General features: G+C 59.3%; 27 protein-coding genes. 16 read left to right on the forward strand and 11 right to left on the reverse strand.

The features are described 5' to 3' along the window. Nucleotides 1-84: 84 nt before the first annotated feature. Complete coding sequence (locus tag HP556_RS22455) at nucleotides 85-996, reverse strand: DUF2189 domain-containing protein (RefSeq protein WP_175368594.1); 912 nt, start codon at nucleotides 994-996, stop codon at nucleotides 85-87. A 600-nt stretch (nucleotides 997-1,596) separates the two neighbouring features. On the opposite strand from HP556_RS22455, the gene coxB reads away from it, so the two are divergent. The 7 genes from coxB to HP556_RS22490 all read left to right on the forward strand — a co-directional run bounded on the left by coxB (nucleotide 1,597) and on the right by HP556_RS22490 (nucleotide 6,771). Next, entirely contained in the window at nucleotides 1,597-2,430 is an 834-nt protein-coding gene (coxB, locus tag HP556_RS22460) for a cytochrome c oxidase subunit II (RefSeq protein ID WP_089262772.1), read from the forward strand. A gap of 80 nt (nucleotides 2,431-2,510) precedes the next feature. Continuing rightward, entirely contained in the window at nucleotides 2,511-4,286 is a 1,776-nt protein-coding gene (locus HP556_RS22465; protein ID WP_175368595.1) for a cbb3-type cytochrome c oxidase subunit I, read from the forward strand. After that, on the forward strand, nucleotides 4,283-4,987 hold the full coding sequence (locus HP556_RS22470; protein ID WP_175368596.1) for a cytochrome c oxidase subunit 3: 705 nt from the start codon (nucleotides 4,283-4,285) through the stop codon (nucleotides 4,985-4,987). The genes HP556_RS22465 and HP556_RS22470 overlap by 4 nt, the downstream gene beginning before the upstream one ends. Nucleotides 4,988-5,003: 16 nt before the next feature. After that, nucleotides 5,004-5,726: a heme-copper oxidase subunit III family protein gene (locus HP556_RS22475; protein ID WP_175368597.1), complete on the forward strand. Its 723-nt coding sequence runs from the start codon at nucleotides 5,004-5,006 to the stop codon at nucleotides 5,724-5,726. A 9-nt stretch (nucleotides 5,727-5,735) separates the two neighbouring features. Then, nucleotides 5,736-6,101 (forward strand): cytochrome C oxidase subunit IV family protein, encoded by a 366-nt coding sequence (locus HP556_RS22480; protein WP_175368598.1) that lies wholly within the window; start codon nucleotides 5,736-5,738, stop codon nucleotides 6,099-6,101. Nucleotides 6,102-6,137: 36 nt separating this feature from the next. Continuing rightward, the gene (locus HP556_RS22485) at nucleotides 6,138-6,431 is read left to right on the forward strand and encodes a GYD domain-containing protein (RefSeq protein ID WP_089262762.1); all 294 of its coding nucleotides are present in this window, start codon (nucleotides 6,138-6,140) and stop codon (nucleotides 6,429-6,431) included. Between the two features lie 136 nt (nucleotides 6,432-6,567). Further along, nucleotides 6,568-6,771 carry a hypothetical protein gene (locus HP556_RS22490; protein WP_175368599.1) on the forward strand — a complete coding sequence of 68 codons (204 nt, stop codon included), beginning with the start codon at nucleotides 6,568-6,570 and terminating at the stop codon, nucleotides 6,769-6,771. 91 nt (nucleotides 6,772-6,862) lie between these two features. Here the strand turns inward: HP556_RS22490 and HP556_RS22495 are convergent, their stop codons facing one another. From HP556_RS22495 to HP556_RS22505, 3 genes are all read right to left on the reverse strand, one after another. Further along, a complete protein-coding gene (locus tag HP556_RS22495) occupies nucleotides 6,863-7,627 on the reverse strand; it encodes a slipin family protein (RefSeq protein WP_175368600.1) in 765 nt (254 codons plus the stop codon). Then, nucleotides 7,624-9,027 carry an NfeD family protein gene (locus HP556_RS22500; protein ID WP_175368601.1) on the reverse strand — a complete coding sequence of 468 codons (1,404 nt, stop codon included), beginning with the start codon at nucleotides 9,025-9,027 and terminating at the stop codon, nucleotides 7,624-7,626. Before HP556_RS22500 ends, HP556_RS22495 begins: the two co-directional genes overlap by 4 nt. A 330-nt stretch (nucleotides 9,028-9,357) precedes the next feature. Further along, the gene (locus tag HP556_RS22505) at nucleotides 9,358-9,777 is read right to left on the reverse strand and encodes a CBS domain-containing protein (RefSeq protein ID WP_120288271.1); all 420 of its coding nucleotides are present in this window, start codon (nucleotides 9,775-9,777) and stop codon (nucleotides 9,358-9,360) included. A 327-nt stretch (nucleotides 9,778-10,104) separates the two neighbouring features. Here HP556_RS22505 and HP556_RS22510 point away from each other — a divergent pair, with 327 nt between their 5' ends. Beyond that, the gene (locus HP556_RS22510) at nucleotides 10,105-10,905 is read left to right on the forward strand and encodes an AMP nucleosidase (RefSeq protein WP_089262752.1); all 801 of its coding nucleotides are present in this window, start codon (nucleotides 10,105-10,107) and stop codon (nucleotides 10,903-10,905) included. 92 nt (nucleotides 10,906-10,997) lie between these two features. On the opposite strand, the gene HP556_RS22515 is transcribed toward HP556_RS22510, so the two are convergent. Further along, complete coding sequence (locus HP556_RS22515) at nucleotides 10,998-11,468, reverse strand: aminoacyl-tRNA deacylase (protein ID WP_175368602.1); 471 nt, start codon at nucleotides 11,466-11,468, stop codon at nucleotides 10,998-11,000. Between the two features lie 542 nt (nucleotides 11,469-12,010). On the opposite strand from HP556_RS22515, the gene HP556_RS22520 reads away from it, so the two are divergent. Continuing rightward, complete coding sequence (locus tag HP556_RS22520; protein WP_175368603.1) at nucleotides 12,011-13,189, forward strand: M20 aminoacylase family protein; 1,179 nt, start codon at nucleotides 12,011-12,013, stop codon at nucleotides 13,187-13,189. Between the two features lie 30 nt (nucleotides 13,190-13,219). On the opposite strand, the gene HP556_RS22525 is transcribed toward HP556_RS22520, so the two are convergent. Then, a complete protein-coding gene (locus tag HP556_RS22525) occupies nucleotides 13,220-13,897 on the reverse strand; it encodes a GntR family transcriptional regulator (RefSeq protein ID WP_089262746.1) in 678 nt (225 codons plus the stop codon). A 179-nt stretch (nucleotides 13,898-14,076) separates the two neighbouring features. Here HP556_RS22525 and HP556_RS22530 point away from each other — a divergent pair, with 179 nt between their 5' ends. The 4 genes from HP556_RS22530 (at nucleotide 14,077) to HP556_RS22545 (ending at nucleotide 17,977) form a co-directional block, all read left to right on the forward strand. Continuing rightward, on the forward strand, nucleotides 14,077-14,700 hold the full coding sequence (locus tag HP556_RS22530; protein ID WP_120288274.1) for a TRAP transporter small permease: 624 nt from the start codon (nucleotides 14,077-14,079) through the stop codon (nucleotides 14,698-14,700). A 1-nt stretch (nucleotide 14,701) separates the two neighbouring features. Continuing rightward, a complete protein-coding gene (locus HP556_RS22535) occupies nucleotides 14,702-15,967 on the forward strand; it encodes a TRAP transporter large permease (protein WP_093759765.1) in 1,266 nt (421 codons plus the stop codon). 28 nt (nucleotides 15,968-15,995) lie between these two features. Further along, on the forward strand, nucleotides 15,996-16,979 hold the full coding sequence (locus HP556_RS22540; RefSeq protein ID WP_175368604.1) for a TRAP transporter substrate-binding protein: 984 nt from the start codon (nucleotides 15,996-15,998) through the stop codon (nucleotides 16,977-16,979). A 71-nt stretch (nucleotides 16,980-17,050) separates the two neighbouring features. Next, complete coding sequence (locus tag HP556_RS22545; protein ID WP_175368605.1) at nucleotides 17,051-17,977, forward strand: dihydrodipicolinate synthase family protein; 927 nt, start codon at nucleotides 17,051-17,053, stop codon at nucleotides 17,975-17,977. 78 nt (nucleotides 17,978-18,055) lie between these two features. On the opposite strand, the gene HP556_RS22550 is transcribed toward HP556_RS22545, so the two are convergent. Beyond that, nucleotides 18,056-18,205: a hypothetical protein gene (locus HP556_RS22550; RefSeq protein WP_175368528.1), complete on the reverse strand. Its 150-nt coding sequence runs from the start codon at nucleotides 18,203-18,205 to the stop codon at nucleotides 18,056-18,058. A 161-nt stretch (nucleotides 18,206-18,366) separates the two neighbouring features. Here HP556_RS22550 and HP556_RS22555 point away from each other — a divergent pair, with 161 nt between their 5' ends. Further along, nucleotides 18,367-18,615 carry a hypothetical protein gene (locus HP556_RS22555; protein ID WP_068732883.1) on the forward strand — a complete coding sequence of 83 codons (249 nt, stop codon included), beginning with the start codon at nucleotides 18,367-18,369 and terminating at the stop codon, nucleotides 18,613-18,615. A gap of 37 nt (nucleotides 18,616-18,652) precedes the next feature. Here HP556_RS22555 and HP556_RS22560 read toward each other — a convergent pair whose 3' ends face one another. After that, on the reverse strand, nucleotides 18,653-18,907 hold the full coding sequence (locus tag HP556_RS22560) for a hypothetical protein (RefSeq protein WP_175368606.1): 255 nt from the start codon (nucleotides 18,905-18,907) through the stop codon (nucleotides 18,653-18,655). Next, nucleotides 18,907-19,143, reverse strand: coding sequence for a hypothetical protein (locus tag HP556_RS22565; protein WP_068732887.1), 237 nt, complete (start codon nucleotides 19,141-19,143; stop codon nucleotides 18,907-18,909). Before HP556_RS22565 ends, HP556_RS22560 begins: the two co-directional genes overlap by 1 nt. Before the next feature lie 219 nt (nucleotides 19,144-19,362). Here HP556_RS22565 and HP556_RS22570 point away from each other — a divergent pair, with 219 nt between their 5' ends. Next, the gene (locus tag HP556_RS22570; protein WP_175368607.1) at nucleotides 19,363-20,418 is read left to right on the forward strand and encodes a HoxN/HupN/NixA family nickel/cobalt transporter; all 1,056 of its coding nucleotides are present in this window, start codon (nucleotides 19,363-19,365) and stop codon (nucleotides 20,416-20,418) included. A 10-nt stretch (nucleotides 20,419-20,428) separates the two neighbouring features. Here the strand turns inward: HP556_RS22570 and HP556_RS22575 are convergent, their stop codons facing one another. Continuing rightward, the gene (locus HP556_RS22575) at nucleotides 20,429-21,259 is read right to left on the reverse strand and encodes a class II aldolase/adducin family protein (RefSeq protein ID WP_246297867.1); all 831 of its coding nucleotides are present in this window, start codon (nucleotides 21,257-21,259) and stop codon (nucleotides 20,429-20,431) included. Nucleotides 21,260-21,309: 50 nt separating this feature from the next. After that, nucleotides 21,310-22,350: an MBL fold metallo-hydrolase gene (locus HP556_RS22580; protein ID WP_175368608.1), complete on the reverse strand. Its 1,041-nt coding sequence runs from the start codon at nucleotides 22,348-22,350 to the stop codon at nucleotides 21,310-21,312. 145 nt (nucleotides 22,351-22,495) lie between these two features. Here HP556_RS22580 and HP556_RS22585 point away from each other — a divergent pair, with 145 nt between their 5' ends. Beyond that, nucleotides 22,496-23,176 carry a DUF938 domain-containing protein gene (locus tag HP556_RS22585; RefSeq protein ID WP_175368609.1) on the forward strand — a complete coding sequence of 227 codons (681 nt, stop codon included), beginning with the start codon at nucleotides 22,496-22,498 and terminating at the stop codon, nucleotides 23,174-23,176. Nucleotides 23,177-23,270 lie beyond the last annotated feature (94 nt).

Consider the following 23,270-nt stretch of genomic DNA (forward strand, 5'->3'; position numbering starts at 1 on the left):
CCTTACCCGGGCTGGATTTCGTCCGCGTGGGGCTGCTCGACCGATAGTGGAGCCGACACGTGCGTCCCGGTGGTTTGTTTCGACCTACGGCTTATCACGGCCCCACGGGAAGAGAGAGACCGGAAAATCGGCCGCATAGCGCCGCCCTTTCGGTGGACGGGGAGGGTCCTGCCGAGGATTCGGGTCTGGTTCCAGCACCTTGCGATAAAGATGCCAGGTGGCATGACCGAGTAGCGGCAGAACAACGGCGAGACCGACGAATAACGGCAGCGAACCCACCACCAGCAGCGCGGCAACAATCAGGCCCCATGCGGCCATCGTCACAGGATTTTTCATCACGACCCGCAGCGAGGTCTGAACTGCGTCTGTCACGCTCGCATGTCGGTCGAGCATCAGCGGAAACGCCACGACGCTAACGCACAGGGCCATGATAGCGAACAATAGTCCGACGCCGCAGCCCTGGACGATCAGTTGGTGCCCCTCTGTGGTTGTGAAGATGCGTGATGCGAAATCAGGAATGCTGGCCGCAGGGGCATTGCCGAACTTGGAAACGTAAATCGCATTCGCAGTGGTCACCCAGACCACGAACAGAATGAGCAGGAGCGTGCCGAGGCCAAGCATGGCTCCAAAGGACGGCGAGCGCAGCACGCCGAGTGCATGCCACGCCGACGCCTCTTCGCCGCGTTCGCGGCGGCGGCTGAGTTCATAGAGACCGAGGGCTGCAAAAGGACCGATCAACGCAAAGCCCGCGGCTAGCGGGAAAAGCAGTGGTAACACCGAATAGCCCAAGGTCATTCTGGCCAGCACAAGCCCGAGAACAGGATAGATGACGCACAGAATAATGGCGTGACTCGGAACCGCCTTGAAGTCCTCCCAGCCCAGCCGCAACGCATCATGCAGATCGGACAACCCGATCTTGCGAATGACGGGCGCGGCAACGCTATCGGAAGCGCTTGGTACTGTCTGCGAGATCTTGTCAGAATACGGAGTAGCCATGGTCACGATCTCCCATGCGTTCGCACCGGCGAGATCGGGTCATTTTCAAATGACGAGCATTCGCCTTCGTGCGCAGAAATCGCGACTGGTTCTGGAAGACGGCTTCGTTCAACGAAGAGAGCTTTGCCGAGCAAAACCTGTCGCAACCTGTGCAGCAAATTTAGCGCAATCCGGAAAGAATAGCACGCACTGTTCGGTGAATTCTTCCTTTGTAAGGTTTACGTTTCACCGCGTGGCTGATGTCAATTGACGCATCACTTTGTCTGTCATGCGGACGCACGGTGTCGTGTATTGCAATGCGATATGGGAATCCGTTGCGCGTGCCATTGCTCAACGGTTCGATCGTGGTGCTATCATCGTCGTGAGGAATAAGCCGGTCTATTGACAATCAAGCCTGCCGGGGAACATCCTGTAGTGGCAAGTGCCCGTAGTTCGACGACACCAGCGATCGCAACTTTTCGAATTTGATGTTGCGACCGGTTAGAGGGCAAGGCGGCCAGCATTGTGATGGCGAGCTCGAAATCAGCCATCGATGCAGACGTGAACTGCGCCCTTTTCTAAGTCTTGTCCGCAGCCTCTAGAGGCAAGGATGAACAAGGGATGGCTGTAGCATTCATACTGCTGTTGGTCGCAGTCGCTTCGGTGCTGTTTCACCTCCTAAGCCCATGGTGGTGGACACCGATCGCATCGAACTGGAGTTACATCGACGACACGATCACCATGACGTTCTGGATCACCGGGGCGGTCTTCTTCGCGATCGTCGCATTCATCGCCTATTGCATCTTCCGTTTTCATCACAAAGAAGGAAGACAAGCGGCCTATGAGCCCGAAAACAAAAGGCTGGAATGGTGGCTCACCATAGGGACTGCGATCGGTGTCGGAGCGATGTTAGCGCCCGGTTTGGTTGTCTGGCATCAGTTTGTGACGGTGCCGTCCGATGCAACAGAGATCGAGGTCATGGGCCAGCAATGGCGCTGGAGCTACCGGCTGCCCGGAAAGGACGGCCGGCTCGGGACGGTCGATGCCCGCAACGTCAGTGCCGAGAATCCACTGGGCTTGAATCCGAACGATCCCAATGGTCAGGACGACGTCGTGGTTGAGAACGACGATTTGCATCTCCCGATCGGGAAGCCGGTCAAGGTATTGCTCCGTTCAATCGACGTTCTGCACGATTTCTACGTGCCTGAGTTCCGGGCGAAGATGGATATGGTGCCGGGCTCGGTCACATACTTTTGGTTCACTCCCACGCGCACAGGAACATTCGAGGTTCTTTGCGCGGAATTGTGCGGCATCGCGCATGCGCAAATGCGGAGCAACGTCATCGTCCAGGAAGAGAGCGAATATCATGCATGGCTGGAGAAGCAGCAGACATTCGCAGCGTTATCCGGCCACCGACCCATCACGAAGGCGACTTACAAGACCCGCGGCAAATAGCAGGGCCGGCGCGGCGGCGTTGCACGTTGTAACACTTACGATGAGCGACGATCAGAGGATAAATCCGGGAGGACATTTTAATGGTTGATGTCCCGTCTGACGTACTCGCAGGAATTCCGCCGGCCGAAGTGGGGGAGGTCGATCTCTATCACCCACGAAGTTGGTGGACGCGATATGTCTTCTCGCAAGATGCCAAGATCATTGCGGTCCAGTATGCGATTACAGCAATGGCCATCGGTATGGTCGCGCTGGTGCTGTCGTGGCTGATGCGGCTGCAGCTCGGATTTCCCGGAACGTTTTCGTTTATCGATCCGAGCCAGTATCTTCAGTTCATCACCATGCATGGCATGATCATGGTGATCTACCTTCTCACGGCGCTGTTTCTCGGAGGCTTCGGGAATTATCTCATCCCGCTGATGGTCGGTGCTCGCGACATGGTGTTCCCCTATGCGAACATGCTGAGCTACTGGATCTATCTGCTTGCCGTGCTGGTGCTGGTTGCGACCTTCTTTGTACCGGGTGGGCCGACCGGCGCTGGCTGGACGCTGTATCCGCCGCAGGCCATTCTTTCCGGAAGCCCCGGACAGGAAGCAGGCATCATCATGATGCTGGTGTCGCTGATCCTGTTCATTATCGGCTTCACCATGGGCGGCTTGAATTACGTCGTGACGGTGCTGCAGGGTCGCACGCGCGGAATGACGCTGATGCGGCTGCCTTTGACGGTGTGGGGCATTTTCACAGCAACCGTAATGGCATTGCTTGCATTTCCAGCCTTGTTTGTTGCCTCGGTGATGATGCTGTTCGATCGGCTTCTTGGCACCAGCTTCTTCATGCCAACGCTCGTGGAGATGGGTCAGCTGGGGAAGTACGGCGGTGGCAGTCCGCTGCTGTTCCAACACCTGTTCTGGTTTTTCGGCCATCCCGAAGTCTATATCGTTGCTTTACCTGCTTTCGGCATTGTCTCGGACCTCATCAGCACGCATGCGCGAAAGAATATTTTCGGTTATCGCATGATGGTGTGGGCGATTGTCGGCATCGGAGCGATGAGCTTCGTGGTGTGGGCGCACCACATGTATGTCAGTGGCATGAATCCGAAATTCGGATTTTTCTTCGCAACAACGACCCTCATCATCGCGATCCCAACGGCGATCAAGGTTTACAATTGGATCCTGACCCTGTGGCGTGGCGACATTCACCTCACCGTTCCGATGCTGTTCGCGCTCGCATTCATCATCACGTTCGTCAATGGCGGTCTGACTGGCCTGTTCCTTGGCAACGTCGTCGTGGACGTTCCGTTGTCCGATACCATGTTCGTGGTCGCCCATTTTCACATGGTCATGGGTGTTGCGCCGATCATGGTCGTGTTTGGCGCGATCTATCACTGGTATCCGAAAGTGACGGGACGGATGCTGAACGAGACAATGGGACGCTTCCATTTCTGGGTCACATTCCTTGGAGCATACGCGATCTTCTTCCCCATGCACTATCTCGGGCTGCTGGGTGTGCCGCGCCGCTATCACGACATCGGCGGGACGGCATTCGTCCCCGCGTCGGCCCACGACCTGAACGCATTCATGAGTATCGCTGCGCTCATCGTCGGCTTTGCCCAGCTCGTATTTGTGTTCAACATGATCCGGAGCCTGTCCAAGGGCGAGGACGCCGGCGGTAATCCGTGGAACGCGACCACGCTCGAGTGGCAAACGCCGCAGACGCCGCCGGCACATGGCAACTGGGGCAAGGAACTCCCGGTCGTCTATCGCTGGGCTTATGATTATAGCGTGCCCGGCGCAGCACGGGATTTTATCCCCCAGAATGAACCGCCGGCCAGCTCGACGCCGAAGGGAGCGCATCCATGACGGCCATCGTCCTGTTCATGGCTGGAATAGCGGCCATTGCGGGATGGTGGCTCTCGCAGCAACGGCTTGCGGCCAAGCCCTGGCTGGAGGAGGGGGCGGTCGGCGATTTTCCCGGCGGAAGTTCGATGTCGTTGCCGGCGGCGAAAATAGGTTTGGGTGTGTTTCTCGCGGTCGTCGGGTCGTTGTTTGCGCTCTTCGTCAGCGCTTACTCCATGCGCATGCAACTGATCGACTGGCGGTCGCTGCCCGTGCCCGGGTTGCTGTGGTTCAACACCGGTGTTCTGGTCGTGAGCAGCGGCGCGCTGCAATGGGCGCAGGTTTCCGCCCGTCGCAACGACAGCGAAAATGTGCTGACCGGCCTGCTTGCAGGCGGCGTTTCGGCCGTTGTTTTCCTGATAGGTCAGTTGCTGGTGTGGCAGCAGCTCAACACCCGGGGCTACTTTCTGGCGGCCAATCCTGCCAACGCCTTCTTCTATCTGATCACCGCGATTCATGGACTGCACTTGCTCGGCGGTCTCGTCGCTCTGGGCAGAACCATCGTCAAGGCATGGCGTGGTGTTGAAATCCCGCGCCTGCGTTTGAGTGTGGAACTGTGCACGATGTATTGGCATTTCCTGCTTTTGGTTTGGTTGATCCTGCTCGCTCTGCTGACAGGCTGGGCGGATGACTTCGTCACCATCTGTCGCCAGTTGCTGACATAGGGAAGGCTTCGATGCGATGACAGAGACTGTGCTGACAAACATCGAAAAGCGCCGAACGACGACCGTAGGCTGGCAAGGTATTGTCGCCGACTGGTCCTCGGATCAACGGGCATTCAAGAATGTATCCTGGGGAAAGGCCATGATGTGGATCTTTCTCCTCAGCGATACCTTTATCTTCGGTTGCTTCCTGCTGTCGTACATGACGGCGCGCATGTCCACGACGGTGCCCTGGCCAAACCCGAGTGAAGTCTTCGCTCTGACGATTGCAGGACAACACATCCCGCTCATTCTGATTGCCATCATGACCTTCGTGCTGATCAGCAGCAGCGGGACCATGGCGATGGCCGTCAATTTCGGCTACCGCCACGATCGCCGCAAAACGGCGATTCTGATGCTGGTGACCGCCGCGTTCGGTGCGACATTTGTCGGAATGCAGGCTTTCGAATGGACCAAGCTGATCATGGAGGGGGTGAGGCCCTGGGAAAATCCGTGGGGGGCGGAGCAATTCGGCTCATGCTTTTTCATGATTACAGGATTCCACGGCACGCACGTAACGATTGGCGTGATTTTCCTGATCATCATTGCGCGAAAGGTCTGGCGCGGAGATTTCGAGACTGGACGTCGGGGATTTTTCACAAGCAGGAAGGGGAACTACGAGATCGTCGAAATCACTGGCCTGTATTGGCATTTCGTCGATTTGGTATGGGTGTTTATCTTTGCCTTTTTCTATCTTTGGTGAGGGAAAAACATGGCTGAAGTCACGCTACATGCAACACCTCATGCAACTCCCGCAGCACATGCCGAGGGACATCAGCACCCGATCAAGCTCTATCTTGTGGTCTGGGGATGGCTGTTTGTTCTGAGTACATGCTCTTACCTCGTCGACTACTTTAACCTGCAGGGATATCTGAGGTGGTCTCTCATCGTGCTGTTCATGATGTTGAAGGCGGGCTTGATTGTTGCGGTCTTCATGCACATGGCGTGGGAGCGTCTGGCTTTGGCCTATGCCATCCTGCTCCCGCCGTTGGTGTTGTTGGTTTTTGTCGGGATCATGGTGTTTGAATCGGACTACACGTTGTTGAGCCGGATCATTTTCTTCAAGACTGGGGCGTGAAGATGAGCGGGGGTCTCGTGCGTAAGGAGGACTTCCATGACCACATATATCATGCTTGCAAACTGGACTGATCAAGGTGTCCAGCATGTCAAGGACTCGCCGCGTCGTCTCGACTTGGCGAAGAAAGCTCTCAAGGATATGGACGGCGAGTTCAAATCGTTTTTTCTGACCATGGGCGACTATGACATCGTCGCGGTTTACGAAGCGCCGGACGATGCCGTCGCCGCGCGATTCAACTTGCAGCTGGGTATGCTGGGAAACATTCGAACGCATACATTGAAAGCGTTTCCCGAAACGGCCTACCGGGAGATCATAAAGTCGCTGGACTGATTGCGGATGGGAAACGCGTCCGCGAGGTGCTACGCGCCGGTCAAATGATATGTCGACAGGAACGACGGCCGAGATGGCGCCCGCTGGCGGAAAGTAGGCGAGGACACAATTGCAGTGAAGACGAGGTGATGCGCAGATGCAATTTACCGTTGGATTCAAGTTAAAGGGCAAGGCGGGCCATGTCGTCGTGGACGCCGAGGACGCGCTTGTCGCCGCTCTGAAAGTCAAGGCGGAGCTCCCGGAAGCGATGACAATGTACGTGCGTCCACAAAACCGGCGCGGCGACGCACGACACCCGTCACATGTGCCTGCCGACGAGCGCGCCGAGGATACTCATTGATGGTAAATTGGGGGATGAGCAAGCCAGCGCAAGCCATGGTTCGTTCGGGCCATGACAGACTTCAGCTGGCGCTGAAGCACAAGAAGTAGATTCACGGTACTCCGCCCGGCCGCGGTGTCATATGGCTGAGCAGATCCATCGGCAACGGAAAGACCACAGTCGATGATCGCTCGCCTGCAATGTCGTGCAACGCCGCAAAATAGCGCAGCTGCATCGCCTGCGGCTCTTGAGCGAGGATCCGGCCAGCCTCGACAAGCTTCTCAGCGGCTTGCTGCTCGCCTATCGCATTGATCACTTTCGCCCGCCGCAGCCGTTCCGCTTCGGCCTGCTTGGCGATGGCACGCACCATGTTCTCATTGAGGTCGATATCCTTGATCTCAATGTTGGTGACTTTGATCCCCCACGCGTCAGTTTGCTGATCGAGGATCTCCTGAATGTCGGCGTTGAGTTTGTCGCGCTCTGCGAGCATTTCATCCAGCTCATGCTTGCCGAGCACCGAGCGCAGCGTGGTCTGTGCCAACTGGCTGGTCGCGGCCATGAAATTCCCGACCTTGATGATCGCACGTTCCGGGTCGACGATGCGGAAATAGAGAACGGCATTCACCTTGACGGAAACGTTATCGCGGGAAATGACGTCCTGCGGCGGCACATCTTGCACCATCACCCTGAGATCGGCCTTCACCATCTGCTGCACGAACGGAATCAGGATGATGAGGCCCGGACCTTTCACGCCGGTGAAGCGTCCGAGCGTGAAGACGATGCCGCGCTCGTATTCCCGCAGGACACGAATGGCGGAGGAGAGAAAGGCGATCACGATGATCGCGAGCAGCGAATAGGCTATGTAATCGAGCATCATCGCACACCTCCTTCGCCGGCGCTGAGTGCCGGCCGGCGACGCACCATCAGCGTCAGATCCGTGATGCTGGCGATCTCGACCATCTCTCCGGGCTTGAATGTTTCCATGCCGCGGGCTCGCCAGCGCTCACCCTGCGTGAAAACGTGACCTTCGATGTCATTCCAGTCGAGAACTTCGGCAGCCAGGCCGCGCATGGCCTGCGCGCCGACTCGTGCCGGAGCTTTGCGCGCGCGCTGAAGCGAGCCGAGCACAATGAGCAGCAGTCCGATGAACATCGCCGTCACGATGCCGACGAGTGTCCATGACAGCCGGTATCCGGGCGCTTCGATCCTGAACAACATCAACCCACCAAGGACGAGGGCGATGGCTCCGCTGAGGCCAAGAACCACGGTCGGGTTGAAGGCCTCGATAATCAGAAGCGCGATCCCCAACATCATCAGCCCAAGGCCGGCATAGCTGATCGGCAGCAGGTTGAAGGCATAGAGGCCCAGCAGCAGACAGATCGTACCGACCACGCCGGGCGCGACGGCGCCAGGAGACATGAATTCAAAAATCAGGCCGTAGATGCCAACCAGCAGAAGAATGAAGGCGACGTTGGGGTTGGTGATCACAGACAGAAATTGCGCGATCCATCCGGAATCGATCGTCTCGATCATCGCATCCTTCGTCGCCAGATGCCGTCTGTCCCCACCGGGAAGCTCCACGACGCGACCATCGACTTGCCTGAGCAGTTCGACCGGGTCGCGCGCAATGAGATCGATGACATTCGCTTGCAACGCAGCACTGGCGGAAAGACTGGCTGCCTCCCGGACAGCCTTCTCTGCCCAATCGGCGTTACGTCCTCGCAATTCGGCCAGGCTGCGGATAAAGGCGACGGCGTCGTTCGTCGCCTTCGCCATCATCGCGTCCTTCGGCTCCGTTTGCTGGGAGCTGTCTTTCTTGTCCTTGCCGTCTTTGTCTGGGGTGATGCCCGGCAGGCCTGGCACCGGACTGCCGATTTGCACTGGCGTCGCTGCGCCAAGATTGGTGCCCGGCGCCATTGCGGCGATATGCGTTGCATAGAGGATATAGGTGCCGGCGCTGGCAGCATGGGCTCCCGACGGGGCGACATAACCTATGACAGGAACGGGCGAGGCCAGCACGTCGGCGATGGTCTCGCGCATGCTGGTGACGAGACCGCCCGGCGTATTCAGACGCAGAATAACAGCTTCGGCACGCCGTTCGCTTGCCTTGGCGAGTGCGTCTTTCACGTAGCTGGCGGTTGCCGGTCCGATCGCTCCGTCGATTGCGATCGTCAGCACAAGTTTTCCACTCCCCTCCGCCGAGACAGGCGTGGTGGGGGAGACGGCCAGAGCGACAATCGCAATTGTCGCCGCAAGAGTGGCCTGTACGGTTTGCACAGCCTGGACTCCCTTATCAAGATGATGTGGGAGGTCCTGGCAGAATCTCAATACGACCGGGATTGGCGAGCCATCGCCCGTTGTCGAGACGAATGTGAGGGCTGCGCAAGACGAGAAGAATCGTCGATATTATCAGGCAGTCTCAATGGCATAAGAAGTTCGCAGTTTCGATCCACGCCCTTGCTTCGTCTCCAAACAATGGCGCGACCGCGTAGGCACGACCTTCTTCATCGCGGCTCGATGAGCAAAGTTCTGTCATCGAACTGTTCGACGATCGTGCCGACTGGCCGCGCCCCTCCGCCGGATCGCAAGAGGAGCGCTGGCCGTGTTTCAGTGATGGGCCGAAACGCTCTTGACGCATTCGGACAACAAATCACCTGACGCAGAATGGCTGACGTCGCCCAGACTGACGATACCGACCATCCGTTTACTCTTGTTGATCACCGGCAGCCTGCGGACCCGCAGTTTCTCCATGTGATGTATTGCCTTTGCGAGATCGTCGTCCTCCCGGCAACAATGGATACCTTCGGTCATCACATCGCGCGCCGTCGCGCGGCCGGCATCGAAGCTGTTCCTCGCGAGCCCTTTGCAGACAATGTCGCGGTCGGTCACCATCCCAATCAGGCGGTCGTCCTCGCCAACCGGAACGCAGCCAATGTCATGCCCCCGCATCAATTTCGCGAGTTCGGTGACAGGGGTATCGGGGCTGACCCAGTCGACACCTTTGTGCATCACCTCTTTGACTTTCATGGCGAACCTCCGTTCCTAGAGTTCAGGTGAATTGATGCAATGCAGTATGTCTCGCCTCCCTCCATGTCCTCCAACTATACAATCAATTACGTGCGAGGTCGCAGAAGAAAACATCATTCCTGCGCGATCAGACCGGACAAACGCGGCCGCTGTTGCAATCCACCCTCCTGAACAGCGCGCATTCGACGCAAGGCCCGGACCATCCACGGTTGCAAGTGGATTAATGGAACCCAAATAATCCAAGAGTGTCTCATTGGACAGGGAGCGGTCCTATCCACTAGTTTGGCAGGCGGCGGTGTTGCACACCTCCGGACGAGATCATTGGGAATGAAAGAGAAAAAGGATATCGTAGAAAACTGGTTGCCGCGTTACACCGGCACGCCGCTTGCTGAGTTCGGAGAGTATGTTCTCTTGACCAACTTCGACAACTACGTCGAATGGTTCGCCACGGCGTATGGCAGTTTAGTAAAGGGCGCAGATCGACCGATGCCCAATGCGACTGCCGACGGTATCACTCTGATTAACTTCGGCATGGGAAGCCCGAATGCTGCAACCGTGATGGATCTGTTAAGTGCCATCGCGCCGAAAGCCGTGTTATTTCTCGGCAAATGCGGTGGGTTGAAACGCAAAAATAAAATTGGCGATTTGGTTCTACCGATTGCGGCTATTCGGGGCGAAGGCACCTCAAATGATTACTTGCCCCCGGAGGTTCCTGCGTTGCCCGCGTTCCAGTTGCAACGCGCGGTGTCGACCATGATCCGCGATCTCGGTCACGACTATTGGACCGGTACCGTGTACACGACCAATCGTCGTGTCTGGGAACATGATGATCGCTTCAGGGATATATTGCGTCGTACACGGAGCATGGCGATCGACATGGAGACCGCAACAATCTTTGCTGCGGGATTTGCCAATCACATTTCGACTGGCGCACTGCTTCTCGTGTCCGATCAGCCAATGATTCCCGAGGGTGTGAAGACCGAAGCGTCGGATCAGGAGGTGACCGCGAACTATGTCGAAAGGCATATCAGGATCGGGGTGGAGGCCTTGAAGCTTGTGCGGCGCCGCGGCCGCAGCGTCAAGCATTTGCGTTTCGAAGACGATTTCGATGCAGGGCATGAGACGTAAGGAGGCGTCGCACCGCTGCGGCGACAATTAAGCAGCGGCACGATCTTTCCATTCGGGACCGCGACGGTCGCCGCGGATCGCCGGACTAATCCTCAGTCATGCGCGCTAAAGCGCCCGTGCTGCGCGTTGGCTATCAGGCGCGCAAACTGCGCGTGACCCATATGAAGCAGCGTCTCGTGATCGCCAGCTTCCAGATAGACCTCCGGCTGCGCCTGGATGCTGTCGTCGACGATGATATCCAGCCCGTAGCATTTACCGACGGCAGGAACTGCACCGTGTGCGCAGTCGCGGAACAGCTGATGGATCTCGGTTTCATCGGCCATGTGGACATTGTCGCCGAGTGATGTCCTCAGGTCCGACAGGCGGAGGTGATGCGATGCGGGCAAGACGGCCAGTATATATTCGCCGTCGCGCCGCAACACGATGCCCTTGGCGAGGCGATCGCCCGAGATGTGGCATGCCTCAGCCGTGCCGGACGACGTCATGCGGAGTTCGTGCGGGATCACCTCGTATTGGATGTTTTCAGCGGCCAGGTATTTCTGGAGTGTGGGAGCAATGGTCATGGCGTGACCTCCGGGGCAAAATGCAAGCCATCCATCGTAAGGTCTTTGTCTGCAGACTCTCGCCGTGCGATGGGCGGCTGCGTGGTTATAGGCTCAGCATAGGCCTCCCATCCGACAGCTGCAATTCGTTATCGGTGACTCTCTCTTGCAAGATAATCAGAATGCCCGCGCTGTCGGTGGTGACTGCGAGCGCCGCGACACTTCTTCCCCAAACGAGAGTGGCTGCTGTCCATTTGAGCGCATGCGGGGGCGCATGAGGTGTTCAATCGAATTATGTATCTGTTTCAACAGCATAAGGGGGCGCCGTCGTATTCTGAATGGCGTGCCATTTTCCAGAACGCTCAGCATTCACAGGCAGGCCGATCGATCACGATGTCGATCATGTGGTGGCGCGAATCTCGCAGCCGCTAATCTCAACTGCTTGGTGTCACCACGGGTCAGCGCCGAAGTAAGTGGGGCGCGCAGCGTGTGCGGCCGGTTGGTTGCGAGGGCATGATCACCGGGCTAGCCTATGGGCAGGACAAGTCCAAAGGTGAGAGCATATGACCCCGCGCGAACGTCTCGACCAATTGCACCCGGAAATGACCGCATGGCGCAGGGATTTCCATGCACATCCGGAGATTGGCTTCGAGGAAGAGCGCACCAGTGCGCTGGTCGCGGAGCGATTGTCCGAATGGGGTATCGAGGTGCATCGCGGTTTCGGCGGCACCGGTGTGGTGGGCGTGATCCGCGGCCGTCACCAGGCTGCCGGCAGCAACCGGGCCATTGGATTGCGTGCGGATATGGACGCGCTGCCGATGGAGGAGGGCGATGGTGTCGAATATCGCTCGCAGAATCCTGGCCGCATGCATGCGTGCGGCCATGACGGTCACACCACGATGTTGCTTGGTGCTGCGAAATATCTTGCCGAGACGCGCAATTTCGCCGGCACGGTGCATCTGATCTTTCAGCCGGCCGAGGAAGGGCTCGCTGGCGCCAAGGCGATGATGGACGACGGGTTGTTCGAGCGTTTCCCCTGCGATTCCATCTATGCGATCCACAACAGCCCGGACATGCCGCTCGGTACGGTCAAGGCGCTGACCGGCACGGCGCTGGCGGCGATCGACTATTTCAAGGTGACGCTGCGTGGCCGCTCGTCCCACGGCGCGCATCCGCATCAGGGTATCGATACGGTGGCCATGGCTGCGCAGGTGGTGAATGCGCTGAACGCGATTCCGTCCCGTCAGGTCGATGCACTGGAATCCGCCATCATCAGCATCGGCCAGATCCATGGCGGTACCTCGGATATCGTGCTTCCCGAGACGGTGGAATTGCGTGGCTCGGTGCGCACGCTGAAGCCCGAGGTGCGCGAACGCGTCGAGGAGTTGTTCATGCGCGCGGTGACGCTGACCGCGCAAGCCTGCGGCGGCATGGCGGAGATCGAGTATCGCCACGCCTATCCGGCCACCATCAACACGGCCGACGAGACGGTGCGCGCGGCAGAAGCCGCGGCGGCGGTGCCGGGCGTTACCGAGGTGCTGCGCGAAGGCAATCCAATTCTTGCCGGTGAAGATTTCGCGTTCATGCTCGAACGCAACCGTGGTGCCTATCTGATGTTCGGGCAGCGCACCGCCGACAAGGGCGGCGTGCCCGTTCACAATCCCGGCTACGATTTCAACGACGATCTGCTGCCGATCGGTGCGAGCTATCTCGCCGGGCTGGTGGAGCAAGAGCTCGCATAGACCGCGATCAGCGCGATTCGAGCGGCGCGTCTATGCCGCGCCGCTCTTCGGAATGGTGCGGCCGATCACGCGCAAAAGGTCTGCGCGCACCGACTCGATGTGACGTTCAAGGAAACGGCAGGCGTCATCGATCTTCTGGCTGCGGCACAGCGCGATGAGTTCGGCGTGTTCTTTCTCAGCGATGCCCATCGCGGTGGTGGTCGAGAGTTGCATGCGCGTGTAGCGGTCGCTGGTTTGCAGCAGCGCCATCACGATCGTCTGTGTGCGCGGCTGCCGCGCCCGGACATACATCGCCATGTGGAAATCGGCGTTGAGCTGTCCCCATTCGCTGATATTGCCGGCGGCAATCGCCTTCTCGAAGCGGTGCTGGATGTCGTCGAGTGCAGCGAAGTCGTTGTCGACAAAATGCGGCGCGGACTGCGCCAGCATCCGTGGCTCGAGGATGACCCGGAGATCGAACACGTCGTTGATTTCGTCGAGCGACAGTTCCGAGACGATGGCGCCCTTCTGCGGGACGATCTTCACCAGCCCTTCGGCCTCAAGCTGAAACAGGGCTTCCCGCACCGGAATCCGGCTGACGCCATAGGCCTCGCCCAAGGCGTCCTGGCGCAACTGCGCGCCGGCCGGGTGGGTGCCGTCGAGGATGGCCTGGCGGAGTTGATCCGCGATCATAGCCGACAGGGTGCGGTGCTTTAGCGGCGCGCTCATTGATTTATCGAGCCTTTTCTCTGGATTTCGGCCGGATTGATCTCAGATCTCGTCCCGTCTTCGCTGCCGCACAAAAACTCCTCAAGGCGCGAATTTGTGCAAATCAGCGTTTGACAGGGAAATTGTATAAATTATACGATCCAAAAATCATATCACAATCGTGACAGCGGGGGCAGTTTATGAGTGACCAGACGATGTCGACGGCCCCGGCCATCGGGGCCCGCCGGGTCATCCTGGTGGCGTCCGCCGGGCTGCTGGCCTTCGAGCGGCTGGCTCTGATGGGCCTGATGTATCTGCTGACGGCGCTGATCCTGGTGAATGTCGTCACCCGCTATTCGCACTTCCCGATCTACTGGATCGATGAGTCGGCGGTGTATTCGGTGGTCTGGCTGACCTTCATCGGCGCCTCCGCGATGACCCGCCTGCGGCTCGACTTTGCGGTCACCATGATGACCGAACGTCTGTCGGCCAGAAGCCAGCAGATCTTCAAGATTATCGCCACGAGCACGGTGATCGTGTTCGGTGTCGGCCTGATCGTCACCTGCATGCTCTGGATGGACCCGATCGGCCTTGCGCAAGCAGGCTTCGACGCGAAGAAGTTCGCGGGCCAGACCTTCAATTTTCTCTACACCGAGCGCACCCAGACGCTGAACTGGCCGACATGGGTCCTCTATCTGACACTGCCCATTTTCGCGGTGTCGATCACCATCCATGGCATTGCGAATCTGCTCGAGGACCTCGGCCTCGTCGCCAAGGTGCCGCCGAAAGGCTTCCAGCTCTCCGAACTCGACGGGGTGAACTAATATGATCACCTTCGCCGCATTCACGGTGATCATGCTGGTCGGCGTGCCGATCGGTCTTTGCCTTTGCCTCGCCGGCTTCGTCTACATCATGGCGTCCGGCAATCCGGTGCTGTTCCAGTCCTATCCGCTGCAACTGTTCGGCGGCGTCGACAGCTACGGTCTGATCGCGATCCCGCTGTTTATCCTGATCGGCGAGATTATGAATGGCGGCGGCATCACCAAGCGCATCGTCGACATGGCGATGGCCTTTGTCGGCTCACTGAAGGGCGGACTGGCTTACGTCAACATTCTCGCCAACATGTTCATCTCCTCCATTCTCGGCTCGGCGACCGCGCAGGTCGCGATCATGGCGCAGATCATGGTCCCGGAGATGGAGAAGAAGGGCTACGACAAGACCTTCGCGGCCGGCCTCACCGCCTATGGCGGCATGCTCGGCCCTATCATTCCGCCCTCGGTGATGTTCGTGGTCTACAGCGTGTTGGCGCAGGTGTCGGTCAGCGACATGTTGATCGCGGGCATCATTCCCGGTGTCATCCTCACGGTGATGTTTTGTGTCGTCATCGCGCTGATGGGCTACGTCTACAACTATCCGCGTGCGGACTATCAGACGCCGAAACAGCGTGTGATGACCATCCTGCGCACCTCGCCGACCCTTTTGATTCCCATCGTCATCGTCGGCTCCATCCTCGGCGGTCTGGCGAACGCAACGGAATCGGCTGCCGTCGGCGCTGTCGCCGCTGCTGTTGTCGGCAAATACTGGACCAAGGAATTCGAGTGGTCGCAACTGCCGCAAATGATGCTGCGCTCGGGCATCTATTCGGCGATCGTGCTGTTTCTCGTTGCCGCTGCCGCCGTGTTTTCCTGGGTTCTGATCTTCGGCAAAGTGCCGCAGGAGACCGCAGCCTGGATCCAGACCGTTGCCAAGGATCCGATCAGCTTCATGCTGATCTGCAATGTCATCCTGCTGGTCATCGGCACGGTGATCGACGGCGTGCCCGGCCTGATCATGACCGTGCCGATCCTGCTGCCGGTGGCGACCGAGATCTACCACATCGACCCGCGTCACTTCGGCGTAGTCGTCGTGATCAATCTCGTGCTCGGATTGCTGTCGCCGCCGGTCGGACTCTGTTTCTTCGTTGCCGCCGCCGTCACAGGCGCCAAGCCCGGCAAGATGTTCATGGTGACGCTGCCGTTCTTCTTCATCTCCTGCATCCTGTTGGTGCTGCTCTCGCTCTATCCGTATCTGTCTCTCGCCCTCATCAAGTAAGCCCCATACCCATCAAGGAGCCTCCGTCATGACCATCTCACGTCGTCGCTTCCTCGCCGCATCGGCAGCTGCTTCGGTGTTTGCGCCGTCGCTCGCATTGGCGCAGGCCAAGGAGCTGCGTCTCGGCCTGATCACGCCGAACGGCCATTCCTGGAACAAGGCTGCGCTGAAGCTCGCCGATCAGCTCAAGGAAGAGACCAAGGGCCGTCTCACCATGACGGTGTTTCACTCCGGCCAGCTCGGCAACGAAGCAGCGATGATGCAGCAGTTGCAGACCGGCGCGCTCGATATGGGCTTCATCCAGGCTGCCGAACTCGGTTCGCGCGTGCCGCATATCGCGGCGATCAACGCGCCCTATATCGTGCGCTCCACGCCAGCCGTGGCGAAATTCGTGCGTCATCCGGCGGCCGTCAAACTGTTCGACGTGCTTCCTGCGGAAACCGGCACCATTGGCCTCGGGTGGGGCATCACCGGCATGCGCGCGGTCTTCGCGGTCAGGGATCTCAACACGCTCGCTGACATCAAGGGCATGAAGCTGCGTATCAATCCGACGCCGGTCTATCGCGACTTCTACTCATCGCTCGGCGCCGCACCGACGCCGATTCCGACGCCGCAGGTGTTCGACGCCATGTCGAACGGCCAGGTCGATGGTCTTGAAGCCGATCTGGAATTCTCCTGGAACCAGCGCTTCGACAAGGTGTCGAAGTCGATCCTGCAGATGAATGCCGTCTTCATGCCGATGGCCGCGGTCGTGTCCGGCCGCGTCTGGCAGTCGCTGCCCGCCGCCGACAGGGAACTGATCACCAAGGCTGTCAAATCGACGCTCGATGCGCAGATCGACGAATTGGCCGCTGGTGAGCCGGCGCTGATCGAGAACTTCAAGGGCACGTCGGTGCCCGTGCGTCAGGTGGCCGTCAAGGATACCGAAGCCGTCATTGCCGAATTCGACAAGATCTGGCTGCCGAAAGCGCCTGTGCTTGCCGAGCTGCGCAAGGTCGGCGCGACGATCTGATCCTCTAATTCTCGCCCATCATCCTCATCAGCCGGCGCGCTATGCGCGCCGGCATCACACGGAGTTTTGCCATGAGTCCCCGCATTTCCTGGGAAGGCGTCTTCCCGGCTGTCACCACGCAATTCCATGACGATCTGTCGCTCGACATCGACGCCACCGCGAAGGTCATGGACGGCCTGATCCGTGACGGTGTGTCCGGCCTGATCATCTGCGGCTCAGTCGGCGAGAACACCTCGCTCGAGCGCAAGGAAAAGATCGCGATCATGGAAGCGGCCAAGTCGGTCGCGAAGGGCCGCGTGCCCGTGCTCTGCGGTGTCGCCGAATTCACCACGGCCTTTGCCGTGGATACCGCCAAGGAAGCCGCGCGCGTCGGCATCGATGGCATCATGGTGATGCCCGCTTTGGTCTATTCGTCCAAGCCGCACGAGACTGCCGCGCACTTCCGTTCGGTCGCCACCGCCACCGATCTGCCGGTGATGCTCTATAACAACCCGCCGATCTACAAGAACGATGTCACCCCCGACATTCTCGCCACGCTGGCCGATGTCGACACGGTCGTCTGCTTCAAGGATTCGTCAGGCGATACACGCCGCTTCATCGACACGCGCAATATGGTCGGCGACCGCTTCGTGTTGTTCGCCGGCCTCGACGACGTGATCGTTGAGAGCGTGGCGATGGGCGCAGTCGGCTGGGTGTCCGGCATGTCCAATGCGTTCCCGCGCGAGGGCGAGACGCTGTTCCGTCTGGCCAAGGCCGGACGACTCCAAGAGGCGATGGCGATCTATGAGTGGTTCATGCCGCTGCTGCATCTCGATGCGCGCCCGGATCTCGTCCAGTGCATCAAGCTGTGCGAAAACATCATGGGCCGCGGTACCGCACTGACCCGGCCGCCACGTCTGGCGCTGCTGCCGCATGAAAAGGCGGAAGTGGAGGGGATCATGACCAAGGCGCTGCGTCACCGTCCGATGCTGCCGGATGTCGGCCTCAAGGCAGCTTAACGACTCGTCGCTATCTGAAATTTATCGGCGCGTCAGTCGTGGCGCGCCGATGTCTTATGTAGCGATGCCTTCGCACAGCTAGATATCTTCGTCGTCGCGATCGCGTTTCGGTGTGGCGATATCGCCGTCTTCGTCGTCGTCGTCAGGCCGCGGCGGCGTGGGGACGGGTTTTTGCTTGTCGTCCTTGGCCGGTTTGTCGTCGCGGGCTCCGCCCACTCGTCCGCTCATCATTTTCCCCGCCGGATTGCTTGTGTTGACCTCATTCTGACCGTGATTGAAGCAGATATTGCCGTAATCCCGCAATTGCCCTGTGTTTTTCCGCATGACCGTGTAAACGGGGGCGAATCCTGCCCGCTTTGAAATCGGGCGAATCTTGTTCTGGAGTGACGATGAAAAAACCGAAGTTAGAGCTCGACGAACCGCAGGCGCGCAAATTCATTCGCGCCGACAGGGCGCCGACCGAAGGTTATTCACTGGTGGTGGATGGCCATTTCAAATCCCATCACGATACGGTCGAAGCCGCGGAAGAAGCCGGCATGAAGCTGAAGAACCAGTTTCAGATGCTTCAGATCCAGGTCTACGATTCTGCGACCAAGACCCGTACCATGATCGAATGGCCTGCGCCGAGCGCGGCCTGAGATAGATCAGACCCTGCGAAAGCAGGTCCTGCGATAGTCAGGTCCTGCGGCCGCCGCTGCGCTGATCGGCGAGCCACGCTGCCAGGGCCTGTGCTTTTTCCGTCGATTTGCTTGACGATGTCTTGCTCGAAGACGTCTTGCCCGATTTCGTTGCGGTCTTCTTCTTGGCCGGCGCGGGGGGCGATACCGCTTCGCGGGCAAGGCGCATGGCCTTCAGTCGGGCCATGTTGTCGAGTACCGCTTTGGCCGCGGCGTCGCGTTCGGATTTCGTCGCTTTGTCGTCAGTTGACATCAGCTCGTTTTCTTTTTTCTGGTAGCTTTCGGTTTGGGTTCGGGCGGGTTGGCCAGTTCTTCGGCTTCTCTGGCAAGGCGAAGCGCGCGCAGTTCCTCGGTCCGCTTGCGGATGGCGACATCGGCGGCCGCAATGTCGGCCATCGCCTTCACGCCTTCGGCTTCCTGCGCCGCCTTGCGGGCGAGCCGGATTTCCTTCAGTTCTGCGGGTGTCTTCTGTTCCTGTTCGGTGTCCATCAACGCCTCGGGTTAGGCCGCGCGATCGGCGCGCAGCGAACTCTGTGTCATTCTTATCACGTAGATATAGGAAGCGGCACCCCTGCTGCCACCTAACTGGCCGCTGCAGTTAATCGCTTTGTGCCGGAAATGCGGCGAATTCGACGCGAATGAGGCCAGGTTGCGTCCGTCAGGCCTTCCTGAGACAATCCGGTGGTAATCCGGACTGCAAGAATCTCCATGATCCGCACACTGTTCAACGATGGCGCCGACAACCTGCGCGGCCGCATCATCGCCATCTACGCCATTCTGATCCCGGCCAATGTGCTGGCCTGGATATGGGCCCTGATCGCCTTCCGCGACCAGCCGGTTCTGCTGGGCACCGCGCTGCTCGCCTATACCTTCGGCCTGCGCCACGCCGTTGACGCCGACCACATTGCAGCCATCGATAATGTGACGCGCAAGCTCATGCAGTCCGGCAAGCGGCCGCTGTCCGTGGGCCTGTTTTTCTCGCTCGGTCACTCCACTGTGGTCGTCGTGGCATCCATCTTCGTGGCGCTCGCAGTGTCGGCACTGCAGGAGAAATTCGCGGACTTCAAGGAAATCGGCGGCCTGATCGGCACGAGCGTCTCGGCTTTCTTCCTGCTGATCGTGGCAGTGGCCAATATCTTCATTCTCGTATCGGTGTATCGGCTGTTCAAGGCAGTGAAGCGCGGTGAGCGATTCATCGATGAAGATCTCAATGTTTTGCTTTCGCAGCGCGGCGTCATCGGCCGCATGCTGCGTTCGGTCTTCGCCGTGATCTCGAAGAGCTGGCACATGTATCCGCTCGGCATCCTGTTCGGCCTCGGCTTCGATACAGCGACCGAGATCGCACTGCTGGGCATCTCAGCCTCGCAAAGCGCCGATGGCATGTCGATGTGGTCGATTCTCGTGTTTCCCGCACTGTTCACGGCGGGAATGTCACTGGTCGATGCGACCGATTCGGTGCTGATGGTGCGCGCCTATGGCTGGGCTTTCGTGAAGCCGATCCGCAAGCTGTATTACAACATGATCATCACGCTGGTGTCGGTGATCGTGGCGCTGGTGATCGGCGGCGTCGAGGCGCTCGGCCTGATTGGCCGCAAGCTCGATCTGTCAGGTAGCTTCTGGGACGGCATCGAAGCGCTGAACGAGAATTTCGGCGCGCTCGGCTATCTCATCATCGCGATTTTCATCCTGAGCTGGATGATCTCGGTGATCGTCTATCGCGTCAAAGGCTATGACGACATCGAGGTACGGGTTCACGAGGCCTGATGCGGCGTCGTTATTTGGGCGTCATCTTTTCCAGCGTTGCGCGCTTCCACAGATCCCAGGCCCGGCCATGGATCTGGTCGATCACAGCCAGCGTTTTCTGGCTTTCCTCGCCCAGCAGATAGCTCACGGATCCGCCAAGCGCGAGCGCCTGCGACTGCAGCTGCGCATTGACGTTGCTGTAATGGGCGCGAAACACTGCCATCGGAATTGTGCTCGCCACGACGACACTGCCATGGCCCCGCATCAGTGCCACGCTGCGGTCACCGAGCGTACTGGCCAGCGCCTTGCCCAGCTGCGTGTTACTGACCAGCATGTTGCTCATGCCGGCGCTGTCGCGAATCTCGAATACCGGCACGTCAGGGAAAAGGAAGGCGCCGAGGTGGAACACTGGCCGTAACTGCGTGCTGCTGACGCTGAAGGGGATGATCCCAGGCGAATGCGTGTGGACGATGGCTTTGACGTCGGGCCGCGCCTTGTAGATTTCGCCGTGGATGAAGCGTTCGAGGAAACTGGCGCGTCCCTTCGCATCGACCGGATTGGAGTCGAGGTCGTATTCCATGATGTCGTCGACCGTGACCAGCGCCGGAGCCACGGAGCGCCCCATCAGGTAGCGATTGGGATCGGTCGGGTGGCGCATGCTGACATGGCCGAAGCCGTCGATCACGTTGAGGTCGGTGAGGACGCGGTTCGCCACCACGAGGTCTTGCATCAACGCTGGGTCGACGGCGCCGGCAGATGTTGGCGCGGGGGGCTGTGCTGCGGTCTGTGCGGAAGCCGATTGCAGGGAAAACGCGAACACCATTGCCAGCAGCATTGGCGCAGCCGATCGTGTCGACGCCATTGTCATCCTCCCCCTGTCGAGTGGCGGGTTGGTCCGCCTTGCTCGCTATATCATGCGGCCAACACCGGGCCGCCAGCTTTCTTCCACGCATCGATGCCGCCGTCCAGATGTGCGGCATTGTCGATCCCCGCATCCTTCGCGGCATTGACCGCCATGGCCGAACGTTCCCCAAAGGCACAGAAGAACACGATGCGGCGCTTGGTGGCAGTGGCGACCTCCCGCAACATGCCGCCGGGCTTGAGGCTGTCCGATATCGACGGGTAGGGCGCATGCAGCGCGCCAGCGAGCACGCCGTGCTTGGCGCGTTCGCTGCTCTCGCGCAGATCAACCAGCAGGATGGCGGGATCGCCGAGATGAGCAATGGCCTCCCGCGGAGACAGCGCCAGGCCTTGCTTCTTCAGCGCGTCCGGCTTCAGCCCGACTTTCATATTGGCCGGGATCACCACATCCATCAGCTTCGGGTTCGGCAGGTTGAGCTTGCCCATCAGCTCGATGTAGTCCTCCACGGACTTCACCTGCAGCCGCGGATTGTAGCGCTTCTCTTCGCCGATGGTGCTGACGGAGTCCCCCTTGTAGTCGTGCGCAGGGAATACCATCGTCTCGTCCGGCAGCTTGAGCAGGCGGTTGAACAGTGAATCATATTGCGCCCGCGCGCTGCCGTTCTGGAAATCGGTACGGCCGGTGCCACGGATCAGCAGCGTGTCGCCGGTGAAGACGCGGTCGCCCATCAGATAGCTGTAGGAGTCATCGGTGTGGCCGGGCGTATACATCACGTCGAGCTCGACGCCTTCGATCGTCACCTTGTCGCCGTCGCTGACACGCATGGCGACGACGTCGGCCTTGCTCTGGTCGCCCATGATGGTGACGCAATGGGTGCGATCGCGCAGTTCGGCAAGGCCGGTGACGTGGTCCGCATGGAGATGCGTATCGACCGCCTTCACGAGCTTCAGGTCGAGCTCGCGCAGCAACTGGCAATAGCGATCGACCTTTTCCAGGACAGGATCGAGGATCAGCGCCTCGCCGCCGTGGCGGCTGGCAAGCAGGTAGCTATATGTGCCGGACACACTGTCAAACAGCTGGCGGAAGATCATGGGCGCACCAATTCTGCGTGGTCGATCCTTCTTCAGATCGTGTATTCGTCAGAATATTAACCCATTTGGCTGCATTTGGACGACCTCTTTCTTCTCTTGTTCGTGAACGCAAGTTCGGGATACTGCCCGCAGCAGTGAGGGCCTGATGGCGGAATATGTGGTCGAGTTCGGTCGGGATGGCCGGCGCGTGGAAGATGATGGCCGGCTCGATGCCGCGGCGTTCTATCGCAACCACGAGGCGATCTGGCGGGTTCTTGCGACTTTCCTGCAACAGGCTTGCGGCGACGTTGTGGAAGTTGGCAGCGGCACCGGCCAGCATGTCATTCACTTCGCTGGACAAACGCCCGACATCACCTGGTGGCCGAGCGATCTCAATGACGCCCATCTCAAAAGCATCGCCGCCTGGCGCACCCATGCGCAATTGACGAATGTCAGACCGCCGCTGCGGATCAATCTCTTGGATCCCACATGGTGTCCGGAGATGGAGAACGGTAGCGGGCCGGATGCTCTGCTCGCGGTGTTCTGCGCCAATGTCGTTCACATCGCACCCTGGCCCGTCGCCGAAGGTTTGATCGCGGGCGCAGCAAGATATCTGCGGCCGGACGGGCGTCTCTTTATCTATGGCCCGTTCAAGCGCGGCGGCAAACATACGGCCGTGAGCAACGCCGTGTTCGACACCAGCCTGCGCGAGGGTAATCCTGACTGGGGCGTGCGCGATGTCGAGGATCTGGAGCACGTCGCGCAGGGCGTCGGCCTTCGGCTGGCTGAGATCATCGAGATGCCCGCCAACAATCTGATCCTTGTATTTGCCCGGTTGCCCGGATGATCAGCGCATGGTGCGTGCGCGCTGGCGTGTGTTGATCTGCCGCAGGGCGGTCGTCATAGTCGCGCTGAACAAAGGCCCCGGGACGAACCGGGCC

The organism is Tardiphaga robiniae (genome assembly GCF_013359755.1).
Classification (GTDB): domain Bacteria; phylum Pseudomonadota; class Alphaproteobacteria; order Rhizobiales; family Xanthobacteraceae; genus Tardiphaga; species Tardiphaga robiniae.

Coding starts and splice junctions, on each gene's coding strand:
- HP556_RS22570 (WP_175368607.1), top strand. CDS start 19,363: ATGATCCGCACACTGTTCAACGATGGCGCCGACAACCTGCGCGGCCGC.
- HP556_RS22510 (WP_089262752.1), top strand. CDS start 10,105: ATGAAAGAGAAAAAGGATATCGTAGAAAACTGGTTGCCGCGTTACACC.
- HP556_RS22465 (WP_175368595.1), top strand. CDS start 2,511: ATGGTTGATGTCCCGTCTGACGTACTCGCAGGAATTCCGCCGGCCGAA.
- HP556_RS22485 (WP_089262762.1), top strand. CDS start 6,138: ATGACCACATATATCATGCTTGCAAACTGGACTGATCAAGGTGTCCAG.
- HP556_RS22580 (WP_175368608.1), bottom strand. CDS start 22,350: ATGATCTTCCGCCAGCTGTTTGACAGTGTGTCCGGCACATATAGCTAC.
- HP556_RS22540 (WP_175368604.1), top strand. CDS start 15,996: ATGACCATCTCACGTCGTCGCTTCCTCGCCGCATCGGCAGCTGCTTCG.
- HP556_RS22575 (WP_246297867.1), bottom strand. CDS start 21,259: ATGGCGTCGACACGATCGGCTGCGCCAATGCTGCTGGCAATGGTGTTC.
- HP556_RS22470 (WP_175368596.1), top strand. CDS start 4,283: ATGACGGCCATCGTCCTGTTCATGGCTGGAATAGCGGCCATTGCGGGA.
- HP556_RS22455 (WP_175368594.1), bottom strand. CDS start 996: ATGGCTACTCCGTATTCTGACAAGATCTCGCAGACAGTACCAAGCGCT.
- HP556_RS22515 (WP_175368602.1), bottom strand. CDS start 11,468: ATGACCATTGCTCCCACACTCCAGAAATACCTGGCCGCTGAAAACATC.
- HP556_RS22495 (WP_175368600.1), bottom strand. CDS start 7,627: ATGATGCTCGATTACATAGCCTATTCGCTGCTCGCGATCATCGTGATC.
- HP556_RS22475 (WP_175368597.1), top strand. CDS start 5,004: ATGACAGAGACTGTGCTGACAAACATCGAAAAGCGCCGAACGACGACC.
- HP556_RS22545 (WP_175368605.1), top strand. CDS start 17,051: ATGAGTCCCCGCATTTCCTGGGAAGGCGTCTTCCCGGCTGTCACCACG.
- HP556_RS22565 (WP_068732887.1), bottom strand. CDS start 19,143: ATGGACACCGAACAGGAACAGAAGACACCCGCAGAACTGAAGGAAATC.
- HP556_RS22535 (WP_093759765.1), top strand. CDS start 14,702: ATGATCACCTTCGCCGCATTCACGGTGATCATGCTGGTCGGCGTGCCG.
- HP556_RS22505 (WP_120288271.1), bottom strand. CDS start 9,777: ATGAAAGTCAAAGAGGTGATGCACAAAGGTGTCGACTGGGTCAGCCCC.
- HP556_RS22530 (WP_120288274.1), top strand. CDS start 14,077: ATGAGTGACCAGACGATGTCGACGGCCCCGGCCATCGGGGCCCGCCGG.
- HP556_RS22520 (WP_175368603.1), top strand. CDS start 12,011: ATGACCCCGCGCGAACGTCTCGACCAATTGCACCCGGAAATGACCGCA.
- HP556_RS22550 (WP_175368528.1), bottom strand. CDS start 18,205: ATGAGCGGACGAGTGGGCGGAGCCCGCGACGACAAACCGGCCAAGGAC.
- coxB (WP_089262772.1), top strand. CDS start 1,597: ATGGCTGTAGCATTCATACTGCTGTTGGTCGCAGTCGCTTCGGTGCTG.
- HP556_RS22585 (WP_175368609.1), top strand. CDS start 22,496: ATGGCGGAATATGTGGTCGAGTTCGGTCGGGATGGCCGGCGCGTGGAA.
- HP556_RS22490 (WP_175368599.1), top strand. CDS start 6,568: ATGCAATTTACCGTTGGATTCAAGTTAAAGGGCAAGGCGGGCCATGTC.
- HP556_RS22480 (WP_175368598.1), top strand. CDS start 5,736: ATGGCTGAAGTCACGCTACATGCAACACCTCATGCAACTCCCGCAGCA.
- HP556_RS22525 (WP_089262746.1), bottom strand. CDS start 13,897: ATGAGCGCGCCGCTAAAGCACCGCACCCTGTCGGCTATGATCGCGGAT.
- HP556_RS22560 (WP_175368606.1), bottom strand. CDS start 18,907: ATGTCAACTGACGACAAAGCGACGAAATCCGAACGCGACGCCGCGGCC.
- HP556_RS22555 (WP_068732883.1), top strand. CDS start 18,367: ATGAAAAAACCGAAGTTAGAGCTCGACGAACCGCAGGCGCGCAAATTC.